The 18,437-nt window shown below is 32.2% G+C and carries 16 protein-coding genes; 5 read left to right on the forward strand and 11 right to left on the reverse strand.

The window, feature by feature from the left end:
- Positions 1-32 precede the first annotated feature (32 nt).
- The 6 genes from xylB to EF514_RS06815 form a co-directional block, all read right to left on the reverse strand.
- A complete protein-coding gene (gene xylB, locus EF514_RS06790; RefSeq protein WP_127724686.1) occupies positions 33-1,538 on the reverse strand; it encodes a xylulokinase in 1,506 nt (501 codons plus the stop codon).
- Positions 1,539-1,574: 36 nt separating this feature from the next.
- A complete protein-coding gene (xylA, locus tag EF514_RS06795) occupies positions 1,575-2,891 on the reverse strand; it encodes a xylose isomerase (protein WP_127724687.1) in 1,317 nt (438 codons plus the stop codon).
- Positions 2,892-2,900: 9 nt separating this feature from the next.
- Positions 2,901-4,079, reverse strand: a complete 1,179-nt coding sequence (gene mmsB / locus EF514_RS06800) for a multiple monosaccharide ABC transporter permease (protein ID WP_127724688.1) — start codon at positions 4,077-4,079, stop codon at positions 2,901-2,903.
- 1 nt (position 4,080) lies between these two features.
- Positions 4,081-5,616, reverse strand: coding sequence for a multiple monosaccharide ABC transporter ATP-binding protein (gene mmsA, locus EF514_RS06805; protein WP_127724689.1), 1,536 nt, complete (start codon positions 5,614-5,616; stop codon positions 4,081-4,083).
- A 62-nt stretch (positions 5,617-5,678) separates the two neighbouring features.
- Complete coding sequence (gene chvE / locus EF514_RS06810) at positions 5,679-6,800, reverse strand: multiple monosaccharide ABC transporter substrate-binding protein (RefSeq protein WP_127724690.1); 1,122 nt, start codon at positions 6,798-6,800, stop codon at positions 5,679-5,681.
- Between the two features lie 18 nt (positions 6,801-6,818).
- On the reverse strand, positions 6,819-7,817 hold the full coding sequence (locus EF514_RS06815) for a LacI family DNA-binding transcriptional regulator (protein ID WP_205666387.1): 999 nt from the start codon (positions 7,815-7,817) through the stop codon (positions 6,819-6,821).
- 148 nt (positions 7,818-7,965) lie between these two features.
- On the opposite strand from EF514_RS06815, the gene EF514_RS06820 reads away from it, so the two are divergent.
- Both EF514_RS06820 and nhaC read left to right on the forward strand, forming a co-directional pair.
- The gene (locus EF514_RS06820; RefSeq protein WP_127724691.1) at positions 7,966-8,964 is read left to right on the forward strand and encodes an aldose epimerase family protein; all 999 of its coding nucleotides are present in this window, start codon (positions 7,966-7,968) and stop codon (positions 8,962-8,964) included.
- Between the two features lie 319 nt (positions 8,965-9,283).
- Positions 9,284-10,750 carry a Na+/H+ antiporter NhaC gene (nhaC, locus tag EF514_RS06825; protein WP_127724692.1) on the forward strand — a complete coding sequence of 489 codons (1,467 nt, stop codon included), beginning with the start codon at positions 9,284-9,286 and terminating at the stop codon, positions 10,748-10,750.
- A 98-nt stretch (positions 10,751-10,848) separates the two neighbouring features.
- Here the strand turns inward: nhaC and EF514_RS06830 are convergent, their stop codons facing one another.
- The gene (locus EF514_RS06830) at positions 10,849-11,964 is read right to left on the reverse strand and encodes a VanZ family protein (protein WP_127724693.1); all 1,116 of its coding nucleotides are present in this window, start codon (positions 11,962-11,964) and stop codon (positions 10,849-10,851) included.
- 521 nt (positions 11,965-12,485) lie between these two features.
- On the opposite strand from EF514_RS06830, the gene EF514_RS06835 reads away from it, so the two are divergent.
- Positions 12,486-13,172, forward strand: a complete 687-nt coding sequence (locus EF514_RS06835) for an AzlC family ABC transporter permease (RefSeq protein WP_127724694.1) — start codon at positions 12,486-12,488, stop codon at positions 13,170-13,172.
- Entirely contained in the window at positions 13,172-13,504 is a 333-nt protein-coding gene (locus EF514_RS06840; protein WP_164845562.1) for a branched-chain amino acid transporter permease, read from the forward strand. The genes EF514_RS06835 and EF514_RS06840 overlap by 1 nt, the downstream gene beginning before the upstream one ends.
- A gap of 75 nt (positions 13,505-13,579) precedes the next feature.
- Here EF514_RS06840 and EF514_RS06845 read toward each other — a convergent pair whose 3' ends face one another.
- The 4 genes from EF514_RS06845 to EF514_RS06860 all read right to left on the reverse strand — a co-directional run bounded on the left by EF514_RS06845 (position 13,580) and on the right by EF514_RS06860 (position 17,515).
- Complete coding sequence (locus EF514_RS06845; protein ID WP_127724696.1) at positions 13,580-14,767, reverse strand: aspartate aminotransferase family protein; 1,188 nt, start codon at positions 14,765-14,767, stop codon at positions 13,580-13,582.
- Positions 14,764-15,654, reverse strand: a complete 891-nt coding sequence (argB, locus tag EF514_RS06850) for an acetylglutamate kinase (RefSeq protein ID WP_127724697.1) — start codon at positions 15,652-15,654, stop codon at positions 14,764-14,766. Before argB ends, EF514_RS06845 begins: the two co-directional genes overlap by 4 nt.
- A gap of 22 nt (positions 15,655-15,676) precedes the next feature.
- Positions 15,677-16,717 (reverse strand): N-acetyl-gamma-glutamyl-phosphate reductase, encoded by a 1,041-nt coding sequence (gene argC / locus EF514_RS06855; RefSeq protein WP_127724698.1) that lies wholly within the window; start codon positions 16,715-16,717, stop codon positions 15,677-15,679.
- A 162-nt stretch (positions 16,718-16,879) separates the two neighbouring features.
- Positions 16,880-17,515 (reverse strand): GntR family transcriptional regulator, encoded by a 636-nt coding sequence (locus tag EF514_RS06860; RefSeq protein ID WP_164845563.1) that lies wholly within the window; start codon positions 17,513-17,515, stop codon positions 16,880-16,882.
- Positions 17,516-17,656: 141 nt separating this feature from the next.
- On the opposite strand from EF514_RS06860, the gene EF514_RS06865 reads away from it, so the two are divergent.
- Entirely contained in the window at positions 17,657-18,424 is a 768-nt protein-coding gene (locus EF514_RS06865; protein WP_127724700.1) for a dimethylarginine dimethylaminohydrolase family protein, read from the forward strand.
- Positions 18,425-18,437: the final 13 nt, after the last annotated feature.

The raw sequence follows: 18,437 nt of genomic DNA on the forward strand, positions 1-18,437 counted from the left end.
GGAGCTTGGTTAAAAACCAAGCTCCTTTTTCTTTAAATTTTTGACAGTTTAAAGTATAAATTTTTCAAATCCAAATAACTTTCTCCATAAAGTTTATAATAACTTTCATAGATTTTTAAATTTTCTTCATTATAGTCAAATTTTTCTCCATAGTCGACGTACTTTTCACAAACCGTTTTTAAATCACTATACTTTCCACTGGCTATGGAAGCAAGTATTGCAGCTCCTAAATTAGTTCCGCCATCTCCCTTTATTTTCTCAATGGAAGTTTTGAAATTATCTGCCAATATTTTTATCCACGAATCGTTATTGGCTCCGCCTCCTGTAAGGTAAATATTTTCCACTTCAAGTCCAATAGATCTAATTATTTCAAGACAGTCTCTTAAGGAAAAAGTAACCCCTTCAATTACAGCTCTCATTAAATCCTCTCTTTTATGCATTCCCGAAAGTCCAATAAAGGCTCCTCTTGCATTGGGATCTAAGTGAGGAGTCCTCTCACCCATTAAGTAAGGCAAGTATATTAATTTATTACTGCCTATTGTAGATTTATTTATATCCTCTTCTATTTTAGAGAAAATTTTTCCCTTATCTACATCCTTGTAAAAATTCTCTTTAAACCACTCAACTGAAAAACCTGCAGCTTGTGTAACTCCCATTACGTGCCAAGTATTGGGAACTGCAGAACAGAAAGTATGAATTCTCCCTTTTTCATCTGTTCTAATAATATCGCTTTGAGTAAATACCACTCCGCTGGTACCTATTGTAGCAAAAGTTTCACCGTCATTTACCACTCCACATCCTATTGCAGCAGCTGCATTATCTCCGGCACCGGCTGCAATAGCAACATTATGTGTTATACCCAGTTTTTCCTTAAGCTCGGACTTTAAATATCCTGTACATTCTACTGATTCATAAAGTTTCGGAAGCATTTCAATATCTATTTTAAAAGTTTTACAAATTTCCTCAGACCACTTTCGATTTGGAACATCTAGAAGTTGCATTCCGCTGGCATCAGAAAGATCTGTGGCATAGTCACCTGAAAGATAAAATCTTAGATAATCCTTAGGTAATAAAATGTGTTTACAGTTTTTAAAAATCTCAGGTTCATGCTTTTTTACCCAAAGTATTTTTGATAGAGTAAAACCTGTCAGAGCAGGATTTGCAGTAATCCTTATAAGCTCCTCTTCACCTAGGATATCATTAATGTCCTTTATTTCTTCCTCTGTCCTTTGGTCACACCAAAGTATGGGGTACCTTAAAACCCTATTCTGTTCATCTAGCATTACCAAACCGTGCATTTGACCTGTAAGTCCTATACCCATTAGGGATTTAAGTTCTTTGCCATAACTTTTTTTTAGCTCCTCAAAAGTTAAATCCATGGCATCAATCCAATCCTGTGGATTTTGCTCTGCCCAACCATTATAAGGTTGAAGCATTTCATAATCCTTGCTAATGCTTACAACTGTTTTAAACTCTTCATTATAGAGAACAGTTTTTAAAGAAGAGGTCCCTAAGTCTATTCCTAAAAAATAATTCATATTTCACCTCTACAATTAAAGGCACATAAGTGCCTTTTATCTATATAGTATTTGATTAAATATATTTTCTAAATATTCCTGTCTTCCACTTTCAATTTCAGAATTATCCTTACCCTCTAAAACGTACTCTTCCAATTCTTCCAGAGAAGTGTTATCTTCAACTATTTTCTTTCCTATACCGTCTTTATAACTTGAATATCTTTTCTCAACAAATTCGTCAATTCTTCCGTCTTCAAGTATTTCATAGGCCTTAATTAAACCAAGTGCAAAGGTATCCATACCGCTAATGTAACCAAAAACAATATCTTCATAGGTAAATGATGGTCTTCTCACCTTAGCATCAAAGTTTAAACCGCCATTAGTAAAGCCCCCTGCTTTTATAATCTCCAACATTGCCAAAGTTGCATCTTTTACATCTGTAGGGAATTGATCCGTATCCCAACCCAGTTGAGAATCGCCTTGGTTAGCATCTACACTTCCAAGTACACCGTTAATTCTTGCAACAGCTAAATCATGATTAAAAGTATGTCCTGCTAAAGTTGCGTGATTAGCTTCAATGTTTAATTTAAAGTCATCCATTAGGTCATATTTTCTTAAAAATGCCAGTACTGTTGACGCATCAAAATCATATTGGTGCTTAGTAGGCTCTTTCGGTTTTGGCTCTATATAAAAATCACCCTTAAATCCTTTACTTCTTCCGTATTTTACAGCCATCTTCATAAGTCTAGCCATATTATCCAGTTCAAAGTCCATTCTAGTATTTAAAAGAGTTTCATAGCCTTCTCTTCCACCCCAAAATACATAACCGCTTCCACCAAGTTCAATGGTAGCATCTAGTGCATTTTTAATTTGCGCGGCAGCATGAGCAAAGCTATCGGCTCTACAAGAAGTTCCGGCTCCGTGCATATACCTTGGATTTCCAAAACAATTTGCCGTTCCCCAAAGTAATTTAATATCAGTACCTTCCATTTTAGTTTTAATATAGGAAACTATTTCCTGTAAATTTTCTTTAGTTTCTTTAAAAGTATTTCCCTCAGGAGCTATATCAACATCATGGAAACAAAAATATTTAATACCCATTTTTTCCATAAATTCAAAACCTGCATCTACTCTTGCCTTTGCTCTTAAAATAGGATCCTCATTTCCGTAGGTTCTATCCATTGTACCTTCACCAAAGGGATCCGTTCCAACGGCAGTAAGCGTATGCCACCAAGACATTGCAAATTTTAAATGTTCCTCCATTGTTTTGCCACCAATCACTTTTTTAGCATCATAGAACTTATATGAATATGGATTTGTTGAATTTGGTCCTTCGTATTTAACTACCGGCATATCTTTAAAAAATTTGTTCATAATTTCCTCCTAACCTTTTCTTCTTCTACTTACTATGTCAAAGGCCACGGCAAGTAAAAGCACTATTCCCTTAATTGCCTGTTGCCAATCTATTCCAATCCCCATAATGGACATACCATTATTTAAAATTCCCATTACTAAACCGCCTATTACAGCTCCTATAATGGTTCCAACTCCACCTGATGCAGACGCTCCCCCTATATAACAAGCTGCAATTGCATCCAGTTCCAGACCCGAGCCTGCAGAAGGCGCCGCCGCATTAAGTCTTCCTGAGAATATTAATCCGGCTAGAGCTGCTAATAAGCCCATATTTACATATACTAAGAAAAATATTTTATTTGTATTTATACCTGATAACTTTGTAGCTCTTTCATTACCTCCAAAGGCATAAATACTTCTTCCTAGAGTTGTCTTTTGAGTTATAAATGTATAGATAACAATTAATAAGACCAAAAGTATGAGAATTACAGGTATTCCCTTGTACAAGCTAAGCCAGTACAACGCAAATACTATAACTGCTATTTCAGCAATAACTTTTAATAAAAACTTATTATAGGAAGTAGTAACTATTTCATACTTAGTCTCCTGTTTTCTCTTATTAAATTCAAAAAACACAATCATAGCAGCAAGAACTACCATAATAATCACAGTACTTACACTTATTTTTCCAACCATTCCCAACTCAGGAACAAAGGCGGAAGCTGCATATCTGTAAGATTCCGGAAAAGGAGCCAAGGTGTTGCCCTTTAAAATAATCATGGTAATACCTTTAAAGATTAACATTCCGGCTAAAGTAACTATAAAGGCAGGCACTCTCACATAAGCTATCCAAAATCCCTGCCAAGCTCCCAATAAGATTCCCAACCCCAAACAAATTGCTATAGTAAGCGGAACGGAAAAACCCTCAGTTATTATTAAAGTTCCTGCAACGGCACTTATCATTCCCAGTGCTGAACCTACTGACAAGTCTACATTTCCAGTTAAAATACAAGGCAACATCCCTATTGCCAAAATTAATATGTAACTGTTCTGCATAACCAATTTAGAAACGTTCATAGGTTTTAATAAAATACCATTAGTTGCTATTTGGAAAAATATAGATATTGCTACAAGAGCTATAAACATTGCATATTTTCTAAAGTCAATTTTTATATTGACTAATGATTTGTTTTGTTCATCCTTCTTCATTTTATTCTCCTTTTGTTGATTGCATAATGGCTTTCATAATGTTTTCTTGGCTTACAGAATTTTTATCCAACTCGCCTACAATTCTACCTTCATTCATAACATAAACTCTATCACTTAAACCTATTACCTCGGGCATCTCTGAAGAAATTACTATAATAGATCTTCCTTCCGCTGCCAGTTCATTTATAATCGTATATATCTCATACTTTGCTCCAACATCAATGCCTCTAGTCGGCTCATCTAGAATTAAAATATCCGGATCGGCATAAATCCACCTTGCCAACATTATCTTTTGCTGATTACCCCCTGATAGCTTCTCAGCATGGTGCATTACGTTGGGAGCTTTAATGTTTATTTTCCCTTTATAATCATTTGTTACTTTTAACTCTTCATTATCATTTATTACTCCACGCTCGCTTACTTTATCTAAACTTGGCAGTGTAATATTATTTTTTATACTTTGTTCTAAAATCAATCCTTGTGTTTTTCTATCTTCAGTTACATAGGCTATTTTGTGGTCTATTGCCTCTCTTGGATTTCCCACTTCAATTTTCTGTCCATTTTTATAAATTTCACCTGACTTAAATATCCCATAGGATTTTCCAAATATACTCATTGCAAGTTCCGTTCTGCCACAACCCATTAAACCTGCAATACCTACAACCTCTCCCTTTCTAACATACAAACTGACATTGTCTACTGCCAGCTTGCCCGGGACCACATCTGATTCAACAGTCCAATTTTTAAGCTCAAATTGAACCTCTCCAATTTCAACATCTCTTAAAGGGTATCTATCGGTAATTTCTCTACCTACCATTCCCTTTATAATTCTATCTTCAGAAATGTCATCTGTTTTTCTATTTAACGTTTCTATAGTCTTTCCGTCTCTAATTATAGTTATCTCATCTGCAATTTTATTTATCTCATTTAACTTATGAGAAATTATTATAGAGGTTATTCCCTCTTTTTTTAAATCTAAAATTAAATCCAACAGTTTTTCACTGTCATCATCATTTAGGGATGCTGTCGGCTCATCTAAAATTAATAACTTTACATTTTTTGAAAGTGCTTTAGCTATTTCCACCAACTGCTGTTTTCCCACACCAATTTCTTCTACTAATACATTTAAATCTTCATCTAAACCTACAAGTTCCGTATATTTCTTTGCATCTTTATAAGTCTTATTCCAGTCGATTATACCTTTTTTGCTTCTTTCATTTCCCAGAAATATATTTTCTTTTATAGACAAATTTGGTACTAGTGCAAGCTCCTGGTGAATTATTACAATTCCTTTTTCTTCACTTTCCTTAATATTTTTAAGCTTACAAACCTCACCCTCGTAAACTATATCTCCGGAATAAGTTCCATAGGGATATACTCCGCTTAGTATATTCATAAGCGTGGATTTACCAGCACCATTTTCTCCAACAATGGCATGTATAGTTCCTTCTACTACATTTAAGTTAACATCATCTAAAGCTTTTACTCCCGGAAATTCCTTGGTGATGTTTTTCATCTGTAAAATGTATTCTGCCATATTCTCCTCCTTAATTAAGATAGCCAGATAAGAATTAACCTTATCTGGCTAATTCTTAATTATTACTTGCTTACTTCTTCCTCAGTATAATATCCACTGTCAATTAATAATTCCTTATAATTTTCACTATCAACAGCTACCGGTTCCAATAGGTAAGAAGGTACAACCTTTACTCCATTGTCGTAAGTTTCAGTATCATTTACCGGTGGTTCAGTTCCATTTACTACTGCATCTACCATTTCAACTATTTTTTCAGCTAATGCTCTGGTATCTTTAAATACTGACATTGATTGATCTCCGGCCACTATTGCTTTTACGTTTGCAACATTGGCATCTTGACCTGTAACTACAGGCATAGGTTTTTCTTCAGTTCCATATCCTGCAGCTTTAAGAGCTGATTGAACTCCAAGTGACACTGAGTCATTTGAACAAAGCACAGCATCTATAGTTGCATCTGTATAATTTGCTGTAATAATATTGTCCATTCTAGCTTGAGCTGTTTGTTCATCCCAGTTAGTTGTAGCTGCTTGTTCCATAGTTGTTTGACCGGATTTTACAACTAATTGACCATTATCTATATAAGGTTGAAGAACTTCCATAGCTCCGCCAAAGAAGTAATTTACGTTATTGTCATCAAGAGGTCCTGTAAATAATTCAATATTGAAAGGTCCTTTTCCCTCTGCTAAACCTAAAGCTGTTTCAATGTACTTACCTTGAATAGTTCCCACATTTTGGTTATCAAAAGTTGCATAATAATCAACTGCAGGAGTATTAGTTAAAAGTCTATCGTAAGCTATAATTTTTATTCCATCTTCCTGAGCACTTTCAAGTACTGTACTTAAAGCACTACCATCAATTGAAGCAACTACTAAAACTTCAGCACCCTTAGTAATCATATTTTCAATTTGAGATACTTGCATATCAACTTTATTTTCAGCGTATTGAAGTTCAACGTCATAACCTAGAGCTTTCAATGATTTTTCCATATTTTCGCCATCTTGGTTCCATCTTTGAAGTGACTTTGTAGGCATTGAAACTCCCACTAGTACACCCTTACTTTCAGCAGCCGCTTCCTCTGTGTCTCCTGCATTTTTCTCATTATTTCCGCCACAACCAGTTAAAACTCCTAGCATCATAACAAAAACTAATGCTAAACTAAGTAATTTTTTCCCTTTAATTTTCATAACATTCCTCCTTAAATTTTATGTACTTTCTCTCTGAATTAACTTTACTGGGTCATAAAACCTTGTAGCCTTTACTTCTTTTCCTTCAATCAAATCTACTAATAGGTCAATGCACTTTGAGGAAATTCCATCTACGGATTGTTCTATCGTTGTCAAACTTGGATATAATAAAGCGCCCATATAGGAGTTGTCAAAACCAATTACCTTTGTTTCTTCAGGTATTTTCACTCCTCTTTCAAGTAAGTATCTTAAAATCAAAACTGCGGCAATATCATTAAAAACAAAAATTCCATCATACTTGGTAATATCCTTATCTCCAATATTTTTCTCCAAATTGTAAGAAACGTGAAAGTCACTGTCGAACCTAATAATGTCAAAGTTTTTATTATGTTTCTTTGCCTCAGATTTAAATCCTTCATACCTCAATTCTGAAGCCTCAAAGTTTTTAGGTCCTCTTATGTGTAAAATATTTTGACAACCCTTATCCATTAAATGATTAAATGCCAATTGTCCACCTTTAAAGTTGTCGGCTGAAACTGTAATAATTTCATTATTTACTTCAGTTTCAAAGGAAATTACAGGCATCTTTAAATTTGCCATCACATCCTTTAATTGAGTACGAGTAGTAATTATCCCTCTAACTCTATAACCTTTTAATAATTTCAGCGCTTCTCTTTCCTTTTCAGCATCATCATTTGTTGTGAAAAGGATTACACCATATCCCTTTTTAAAAGCTTTTTCTTCTAAACGCATAGCCATTTCAGCAAAGAAAGGGTTTGAAAGACTGGATACAACTATGCCTATTAAATTAGATCTGTTTTTAAATATTGCTCTTGCATTTTCATTGGGAACATAATCCAATTCTTTAATTGCCTTTTTGATTTTTTCCGCAGATTCTTTACTCACATAGCCACTATTGTTGATATACCTTGATATAGTGCCTATACTTAAACCTGTTGCTTTTGAAATATCTCTTATTGACGATATATTCCCCTCCTTTTTTAATGTATGTAACATGTTACATACTACATAAAAAATATATGTTGTTTAATGACACATCATAAATACTCTAACATGTTACATGGATTGTACATTCCTAATTTTTATTATATATTATTATCATGTCATGTCAATAGATTTTAATTAGAATAATGGAGAGATAAATATGAATATAAAAAATAGGCAAGTGTTTTCCACAACTTTAAATGAGAAAGTTCATATTATAGAAATTTCTAATAACTTTTTAACAGTTGAATTTTCTAACTATGGAGCAATGATTACAAAATTAATTATTAATAAACATAATCTTGATCTTATTGTTGGGTGCAATTCCATGGAAGAATATATTTTACAAGATAAATTTTTCGGTGCAACTATAGGAAGGTACGCCAACCGAATTGAAAAAGGCAAGTTTAAGTTAAATTCCAAAGAATACGAAGTTTCAATTAATGAACCCCCTAACCATTTACACGGCGGTTTTAATGGTTTTCATAAAAAACTTTGGAGTTTTGAAATAGAAAATAGTTCTATAATTTTTTCTTATTTCAGTAAAAATATGGAGGAAGGCTTCCCTGGAAATTTAGAAATTAAAGTAAAGTACACCCTTATAGAAAATCAGTTATCCATTGAGTATTTTGGACTCTCTGATGAAGATACGATTTTAAACCTGACAAATCACAGTTATTTTAACTTAAACGGTGAGGGTGTGGGAGATATAAAAAATCATACTATCAAAATAGCTTCTGAAAAATATACTGAAATGAATAAAAACAACATTCCCAATGGAAATTTAATAGATGTTTCAAATACACCCTTGGACTTTCAAAAACCTATTTCCATAGAAGAAATGTTTTTAAAAGAAAATATCCTACTGGACTATGACCATAATTTTTTATTGAAAAATAGTGAAAATATAAAAGCCAGCGCCTATTCTCCGCTGACTAAAATAAAGTTGGACTTATATACTGACTATCCTTGTATGCAGTTTTTTACTGCTTCTAATTTAAAAGACTTTAAAGGGAAAAGTAACTATTCTAATTTTTCAGCCTTTTGCTTTGAGCCTCAGTATGCTCCAAATTCAATTAATATTAAATCCTTTGTACAACCTATTCTAAAAAAAGGAAAAAAATATAGTCACTTTATTAAATACATTTTTAGCCTTTAAAGTACCCTTTAATATTTTATTAAGGGGTACAAACAATTTAAACTAATTTGTTAATGATATGGCTTTTATTTATTTTTAGAATATATTTTCCTTTGCACTTGTCTTTTTCAAAATACATATTCAATATTAATAAAGTCTATATTTTATTTTACTTTTCAAGTTAAATACTATTTTTTCAAAAAAATTATATTTTATTATTTACATATCAGAAAATATTGTTTAATATTAATACAAAATATTGTTTTATTTTTAGGTTGACTATTTGATTTTGTATGCCTATAATAGAAAACGTTGTCAATTTCTATAAATGAGGTGTATTATGAATCAAAGTAAAATTAAGAAAACGCCAAGCCTGTTTTTGGCGATTTTACCGATAATTATAATGATGGTACTGTTAGGATTGGGATATGTTGTTTTAGACCTTAGAGCAGAAGTTCTAATGCTGGTCTCCGCTATTTTCGCAGGATTTATAGCCATTTACTTAGGTTATAGCTGGGACGATATTATGGATTCCATAGTAGGTAAACTTTCAAAGACCATGCCCGCAATTTTTATATTAATTATAGTGGGTTTTATGATAGGTTCATGGATGATTGGCGGTACAATTCCAATGATGGTTTATTATGGTCTTAAAATAATAAGTCCTAAATATATAGCTGTAACTTCTTTTATCGTAACAGCAATAGTATCAATATGTACCGGAACTTCGTGGGGTTCAGCCGGAACAGTCGGAGTGGCTTTAATGGGAGTTGCCACCGGTATGGGAGCAAATCTTCCCTTAGTTGCAGGCTCAATAGTGTCAGGCGCATATTTTGGCGATAAAATGTCACCATTGTCAGACACTACTAATCTAGCTCCAATAGCAGCAGGTTCCAACTTATATGACCATATATTCCATATGTTCTATACAACTATACCTGGCGCAATTATATGTATCGTGGTTTATACCTTTGCGGGCTTTTCTGCCGTAGGTAAAATTCCAGCAGATGACTCTCAAAGTATTAAACTTATTTTAGATACTTTGGTATCTCTCTTTAAATTTAATCCTTTGATTTTATTGCCGCCTGTAATCGTACTATACGGTTCAGTAAGAAAAAAACCTACTATACCGGTTATGTTGCTTTCAAGTTTTGTTGCCTTTTTTAATGCAATTATATTTCAAAATTTCACATTACAGCAATGCTTTCAAGCATCAATAGACGGTTTTAACATAAATATGTTTGCACAAAACGGTATAGATGTTTCAAATTTAATTTCCGACATACCCACTTTATTAAACAGAGGTGGAATGATTTCAATGCTCGGAACTGTATTAATTGCTTTTTGCGCCTATGCCTTTGCCGGTACAGTTTCTGTTACAGGTTCATTGGACATAGTATTAAATAAACTTATGACACTAGTCAGTAGTGTGGCAGGATTAATCATCTCCACTATCATATCCTGTATAGTGGCAGTATGTGTTACCAGTAATGGACAATTGTCAATTTTACTACCAGGAGAAATGTTTTCAAAGGAATATATAAAAAGAGGTTTGGAACCTAAAAACCTTTCACGAACTTTGGAAGACTCCGCAACTGTTGTAGAGCCCATAGTCCCTTGGACTGCAGCAGCCGTATATATGGCAAATACACTCGGAGTAAGCACTATACAATACCTACCTTGGGCTATTTTATGTTATACAGGTGTAATTTTCGCCGTATTTTATGCAGTTACAGGTATTGGAATAGCAAAGATTGACAAAGACAGCGAATATTACAATGAATATTTAAGTCTACAGGATAAATAATTTAGCGTATTAATATTTTATTAATATAATACACATCCCTTAAAGGGCTACCTATTATTATACTTAACATACAATAACAGGTGGCCCTTTTACATTTTTTAATTTTCAGTTTTACTTAAAACTACAACTCTTGTACCACTTATATTATCATAAAATAAAATTCTCTTTTTCCGTAAAAACATAATAAATAAGTACAGGTAGAATAGTACAACAATTCCGTCAATGGACAATCCTAATATAATAGTTGCTATACTTTGTTCCAATTTTGACAGTCCTGTATTTAAAATTCCAAGAATTACCAATACACCTACTAATATAAAAGTTCTTATTAGAATTTGTTTAAAAGCTAATTTCCCGTTTTTTATACTTATAATTTTTATTTTAAGTAATTTCATTCCAAAGGTTTCACCATCATAAATAAGCGGCATTATAATAAAATAAAGCAGGTATAAACCTATCGTTATTGCATTATGAAAAATCTCCACATTAATTCCAAAAATATGAAAAATTAATTTAAAGACATCTATAAAAATATTTACTATTGCAAAATCTACAACTAAGGCTAAACCTCTTCTAAGAATACTTGCATATTCCGATTTAGTATTGACAACTCCCTTTTCTACACTTGGTAAAAATATCCCTAGGATAGGAGTGATTAAATAACCTAAAACAGTTCCCACGGTATTTACTATTAAATCATCAACATCGGCCAACCTGTAAGCTTTAGGATATATTCCGTATATTCCGGTGTACTGAGTTATCTCATAAAACAAACTCAATAAAAGTCCAAAAAGTAGGGTTTTAAAAAAAGAAAATTTAAAATATTTCCTTAAGTAAACACCAAAAGGCAAGGTCAATAACAAATTAAAAGCAACTGTATAAAAGCTTGGTGACTTTAATGAACTTAACCAAGTCTTTGGATTTCCAAATTCAAACCCGCTTTGTTCAAGAAAATCTCTCACAAATTTAAAAGGCGTTAAATTCGGAACAAGGTCTTTCATATTTGCAACCTCATCCATACTTGGCAAGGGTAAAATTGTCATAAACCAAGCAGTTATCATATACAATATAAAGGAAAATACAACTAAATTCTTTTTAATTAACACTCCGTTATACTTTCTATATTGATAAATCATAACCGGTATAATGGATATATAAATTAATATTAATGATATGGCAATTCCACTAACTATAGGTACTCTATATGCACTCATACTTACTCCTAACGTTACATTATTTCTTTAATAATTAATATGTTATAATAAAATTCATACTTAAATCAAGGAAAATTTAAGTGCGATTAAACTGTTATAAACTTACTTCAAAATTATATTTTAAAATATTTTTGTCTTATCTAAGTACTCTCGTACCTTCTATAATAATTTTAAATTGTTGTAATTACACTACTTCTATTATAGTTGTTTTTATTTGCGATTTTTATTAAAAAAATAGTTTGGTGATTAAATTGATTCTTAATCTACTCTAAATACTTTTAATATATTTGCAAAATCATAGATAAAAATTTTTTAAATATAAAAATAATTAAAATTGCTCGTAAATATTAACTATTACAATATGCAAGGATATTTTAAAATTCCTAATTTATCTGACTTCTACTAAAATTAACTATCTTAATCAATTATTTATAACTATATTGCCTTATATTTTTAATTAAGTAGAAATAAATTTGAAAATATGATAATTTTATTAGATAGACTAAGAAAGGAGATTACAAATGGATAATGAAAAAATTAAAGCATTAAAGTCCGCTTTCCCACATACTATTCCAATTGCAGCAGGATTTTTATTTTTAAGTCTTTCTTACGGAATATTAATGAGTAGCAAAGGATTCTCCGTATTCTATCCCATTTGCATGAGCGCTTTTATATATGCAGGATCTATGCAGTTCGCCTCTGTTAATTTACTGTTATCCGCTTTCAATCCCCTAGCTGCTTTTATACTTACTTTAATGGTAAATTGCAGACATTTATTTTATGGTATCTCCATGTTAAATAAGTATAAGGACACAGGTATTAAAAAATTATTTTTAATATTCGGATTAACAGACGAAACATTTTCCATTAATGTGTCTGTAGATGTTCCTGATGAAGTAGATAAAGGATGGTTTATGTTTTTTGTAACATTTTTAAACTATATGTATTGGCTACTTGGGACTATAGTTGGATCACTACTAGGTAAATACATAACTTTTAATACGGAAGGAATTGAGTTTGTATTAACGGCTTTATTTTTAGTTATATTTATAAATCAATGGTTAGTTGCAAAATCTCATACCTCAGCCATTATTGGTGTCATTTCTCCAATTATTTGCCTGGCCATATTCGGATCTGAAAATTTTATGATACCCTCTTTGATTTTAATTTTAGCTATATTTTTTATATTTAGAAAGAAGGTGGAATAATGCAAATGACTGTCAGTGAAAGTATAATTACCATATTGGTTATAATTTTAGGTACTATGTTAACTAGATTTTTGCCTTTTGTTATTTTCCCCGAAGATAAAACTCCACCTGATTTTATAAAATATCTGGGAGATGTTCTTCCCTATGCTGTAATAGGTTTACTTGTAGTTTACTCTTTAAAAGACGTTTCCTTTACCAGCGGAACTCGAGGCATACCTGAAATATTATCTATAATTTTAATTACATTAGTACATTTACGTAAAAAAAATACGCTACTAAGTATTGCAATAGGAACATTTTTTTATATGTTTTTATTACAAGTTGTTTTTTAATAAGTCATTTAAAAGTAAAAATAGCATAAATAAAAATAGACAAATTTGTCTATTTTTATTTATGCTATGAATTTTTTATTTAAAGCTCTTTTCCAGTTTCTCAATCATTTCGTCAACGTGTTTTTCTTCAATTACTAAAGGAGGTAAGAATCTCAACACATTTCCCCCTGCCACTACAGTTGTAAGTCCATTTTCAAGACCTCTATTTACTACGTCGCCCGCCACTATATCATCCCTGAGCTTTAAACCTCTTATTAATCCTTCACCTTTAACTTCAAGAATAAAGTCATATTTATTTTTCAATTCCATTAATTTTTTCTCAAAATAAATTGATATTTCATTTACATGGTCTAGAATATTATCTTCTTCAAAAATATCCAGCACAGCAGATACAGCTGCTCCCGCCAAAGGATTTCCACCATAGGTAGTTCCATGATCACCCGGTTTTAATGAGTTTTCCGCCATCTTGTCATTTAACAAAAAGGCACCTACCGGGATTCCATTTCCAAGAGCTTTAGCGGTGGTAACTATATCCGGTTTAATTCCCAGTTTGTGAAATTTATAAAAATCTCCTGTTCTACCCACGCCACATTGTATCTCATCTAAAATTAAAATAATGTCCTTTTCCTTACAAATTTTCTCAATCTCTTTAAAAAACTTCTCTTCTCCAACGTTAATACCGCCTTCGCCCTGTATAGGTTCAACTACAATGGCAATGGTATTTTCAGTAATTAAATTTTTAACACTTTCAATATCATTAAACTCCGCAAACTTAACACCATCTAAAAGAGGCATAAAGGGTTTCCTGTAACTTTCAGTTCCGGTAATGGAAAGAGAACCGATAGTCCTTCCATGAAAGGAATTATTAAAGGCTATTATCTCATATTTATCTTCACCTTTATTTTCATAAGCATATTTTTTTGCTGCTTTTAAAGCACCTTCAATAGCCTCTGCTCCACTGTTGGTAAAAAATGCTTTGGACATTTTACTTGCCTTAACTATTTTTTCCGCCGCTTCAGCTATAGCCGTATTATAATACAGATTTGATGTATGTGTAATTTTATCTATTTGATCCTTTAATCTGTTTTTAAACTTCTCATTGCTATATCCAAGTCCAACTACACCTATTCCACTTACAAAATCCAAATATTTTTTCCCTGTAGTGTCGTATAAATATACGTCTTCCCCTTTTTCAAAAACTATGGGAGCTCTGTTGTAGGCTTTAAAAACATTGTCTTCGAATTTTTCCATGTACTTGTTCATAAAATTTCCTCACTCCTGTATATTAGGGTCCCAATTCCCTTATTTGTAAAAATTTCCAATAAGATACTGTGCAATTTCCTACCGTCTAAAATGTGTACTCTTTTAACTCCGCCTTTTACGGCTGATACACAATTTTGAATTTTAGGAAGCATTCCTCCCTCAATTTTTCCCTCTTCTATTAACTTTTCAGCTTCATCTACAGATATTCTGGAAATTAAAGAACTTTTATCATCAAAATCCAAATAAAAACCTTCAGTATCTGTTAAAAAAGCCAGTTTTTCAGCTTCTAATGCAACTGCAATTGCACCTGCCGCCTCATCAGCGTTTATATTATACGTTTCATAATCCTTATCCATTCCAATAGGACAAATTACAGGTATATATCCATTGTTTAAAAGAGTATAAATCAAGTCAGTGTTAATTTTTATAATATCTCCTACAAAACCGATATCTTTCCCGTCAACATATTTTTTAGTAACTTCAATGGTAAAACCATCTTTTCCGCTTAAACCGACAGCCTTTACTCCCATGCTCTCCATATAACCGACCAGACCTTTATTTACACTTCCAAGGACCATTTCCGCAATCTCCATAGTTTCAGCATCAGTTACCCTAAGCCCTTTATAAAACTCTGATTCCAACCCTTTATATTTTGACCATTTTGAAATTTCATTTCCCCCGCCGTGAACTATTACAGGAAGCATTCCAACAGATTTTAACAATGCTACATTTTTCATAACATTTTCCTTAAGCTCACTGTCCACCATAGCACTTCCGCCATATTTAATTACCACTATTTTTCCCTTAAATTTTTGAATATAGGGAAGAGCCTCTATTAATACATTTGCCTTATATTCTACTTCTTTGCATTTTATAGTATCACTCATATTCACATCTCCATTTTTAAGACTAAGGGAACACAGGAGCCAATTTCAATCCTTCGGCTTCATCAAACCCATACATTAAATTCATATTTTGAATAGCTTGACCTGCAGCTCCCTTTACCAAATTATCTATGGCACTTATAACTACAAGCCTATTAGTTCTTTCATCTATTTTAAAATTAATATCTACATAATTACTTCCCTTAACCCATTTAGTTTCAGGATAAATTCCTTCATCTAATATTCTTACAAAGTAATCATCTTTGTAGAAATCCACATAAATTTTCTTTATATCATCGTAAGAAAACTTTCCCTTTAAATTTACATATGATGTAGCTAAAATACCTCTATTCATAGGAATTAAGTGAGGCGTGAAATTAATAATTATCTTCTCATTTGCCCCGTAAGTAAGTTGTTCTTCTATTTCAGGTGTATGTCTATGATTTGTAATTCCATAAGCTTTAATATTTTCATTTACTTCACAGAACATATTAGCTAAACTCGTTCCTCTACCAGCACCTGAAGTTCCTGACTTCGCATCAATAACAATACTCTTTAAATCAATTATCTTTTCTTTTACTAGGGGGTAAAGAGCAAGTATGGACGCTGTAGTATAACATCCTGGATTTGCCACAATCCTTGCTTCTCTTATATCATCTCGATTTATTTCACAAAGACCATATACGGCCTCTTTTATAAATTCAGGTGATTTATGTTCTAATTTGTACCATTCTTTATAGACATCAATGTCTTTAATTCTAAAATCTGCACTAAGATCTACAATTTTAACCTGCTTTAAAAGTTCTTCATTTACAATTCCTGAACAATACCCTTGAGGAGTTGCAGTAAAAATCAGGTCAACTTCTCTACTAAGTTCTTCTATATCTCCTCCAACGCAAGTATCATCAACTATTTTAAAATAACTTCCAAATACTCTACTGTATTCTTCACCAACATAACTTTGAGAATATAGCCATTTAATGTCTACTTCTTTGTGATTTAACAGCAATCTTACTAGTTCTTCACCTGCATAACCAGTTGAACCAACAATACCAACTTTTACCATTTCATCTCCTCCAAATAAATATTTCCGAATATTATACCATAAACAACTGCTATATACTATCGTTATATAGTTAAAAACACTTAAAATACTTTAATTCGTTAAAAGGGCAAACAACCTGAAGTGCACCATTGCCTTTTTCTTTTTTACTACTTATTTTATGTTTTACCAATTATCTAAAAGTGCTTTTTCCCTACTCCAGTGAACATTTTCAATGTAATCTCTAACTTCGTTTGCTCTTCCTTCTTTAAAAAGCTTTAAAATTTCCATATGTTCTGTATTGGTTTTTAATAATTCCGTCGTAATCATCTTTTCATCTATTCGCGAATAATCCGCGCCTATAAATTTTTTCTTTAATCTATGTATTTCCGCAATCATCTTTTCATTTTCACATTTATTTATATAAATATTGTGAAAGGTAATTTGCAAATCATTATACTTTGTATACAATTTGTTTTCTATTGCTGAAGACATTGCATCAATATAGAATTTCATAAGTGAATAATCACTTTCTTTCAAATTATTTACTACTAAGCTTGCAATTTTCGCATCTAAAACACCTATCATTTCATAATAATCCTGTACATCTTCTTTAGTATACTGTTTAAATTTAAAGCCCTTTCTAGGCTCATGCTCCAGTATGTCATCAGCACTTAATTGAAAAAGAACTTCACGTACAGGTGTCCTGCTTATTCCCAACTGTTCCGCCAAATACTGTTCTGTTATCTTATCGTTTCTCTTCATATTTCCAGAAGAAATTTGCATTGATAAAAAATCATATACTCTATCTTTAATACTCATAACCCCCACCATTCCTATAATAAGCTTTCATACTAATACTATATTAGCACACTTTCCAATTTTTTTGTTGATTGTAGTTATTGTATAATGTATACTATTTTTGAAAGCTATAGTTATTTTTTGTTTTTTAGGAGGAATATTATGTTTAAAAATGTAATCGTTCGTGTACCGTCTAAAACCATTAGTGAAGGCTTGACAAGTGCTAATGAGGGAAAACCAGTTTATGAAAAGGCTTTAGTGCAACATGAAAATTATGTAAGTGCATTGACGAAAACCGGAGTTAACGTTACAGTTTTAGAACCAAAAGACGAATTCCCAGATTCCTGTTTTGTAGAAGATGTGGCACTTTGTACAAGTAAGTGCGCAATTATCACTCGTCCAGGAGCAGAAAGCAGAAGAAAAGAAGCAGAACTTGAAGATATGATAGAAGCCTTAAAATCTTTTTATGACAATATTGAATATATTAAAGCACCCGGAACTATTGAAGCCGGAGACATTATGATGGTTGGAGACCATTTTTATATCGGGCATTCAGACCGTACTAATGAGGAAGGCGCAAGGCAGATGATAGAAATATTAGAAAAGTACGGACTAACCGGTCAAGTTGTAGAAATGAAAGAAATGCTACATCTAAAAACAGGTCTTGCTTATTTGGAAAATAACAACCTTCTAGTAGCCGGTGAATTTAAAACCGCACCTGAGTTTGAAAAATTTAATAAAATTGAAGTAGATATAAAAGAAGCTTATGGAGCAAATTGTATTTGGGTTAATGATTATGTATTAGTTCCAAAGGGTTATCCCAATGTTCAAAAGAAAATAGAAGATTTAGGATATAAGGTACTAGTAGTAGACACTTCGGAATTTAGAAAAATTGACGGCGGATTAAGCTGCCTATCTTTGAGATTTTAATGCAAAGTTATAC

It is taken from the genome of Anaerosphaera multitolerans (assembly GCF_004006535.1).
In the GTDB taxonomy this organism is placed as follows: Bacteria; Bacillota; Clostridia; order Tissierellales; family Peptoniphilaceae; genus Anaerosphaera; species Anaerosphaera multitolerans.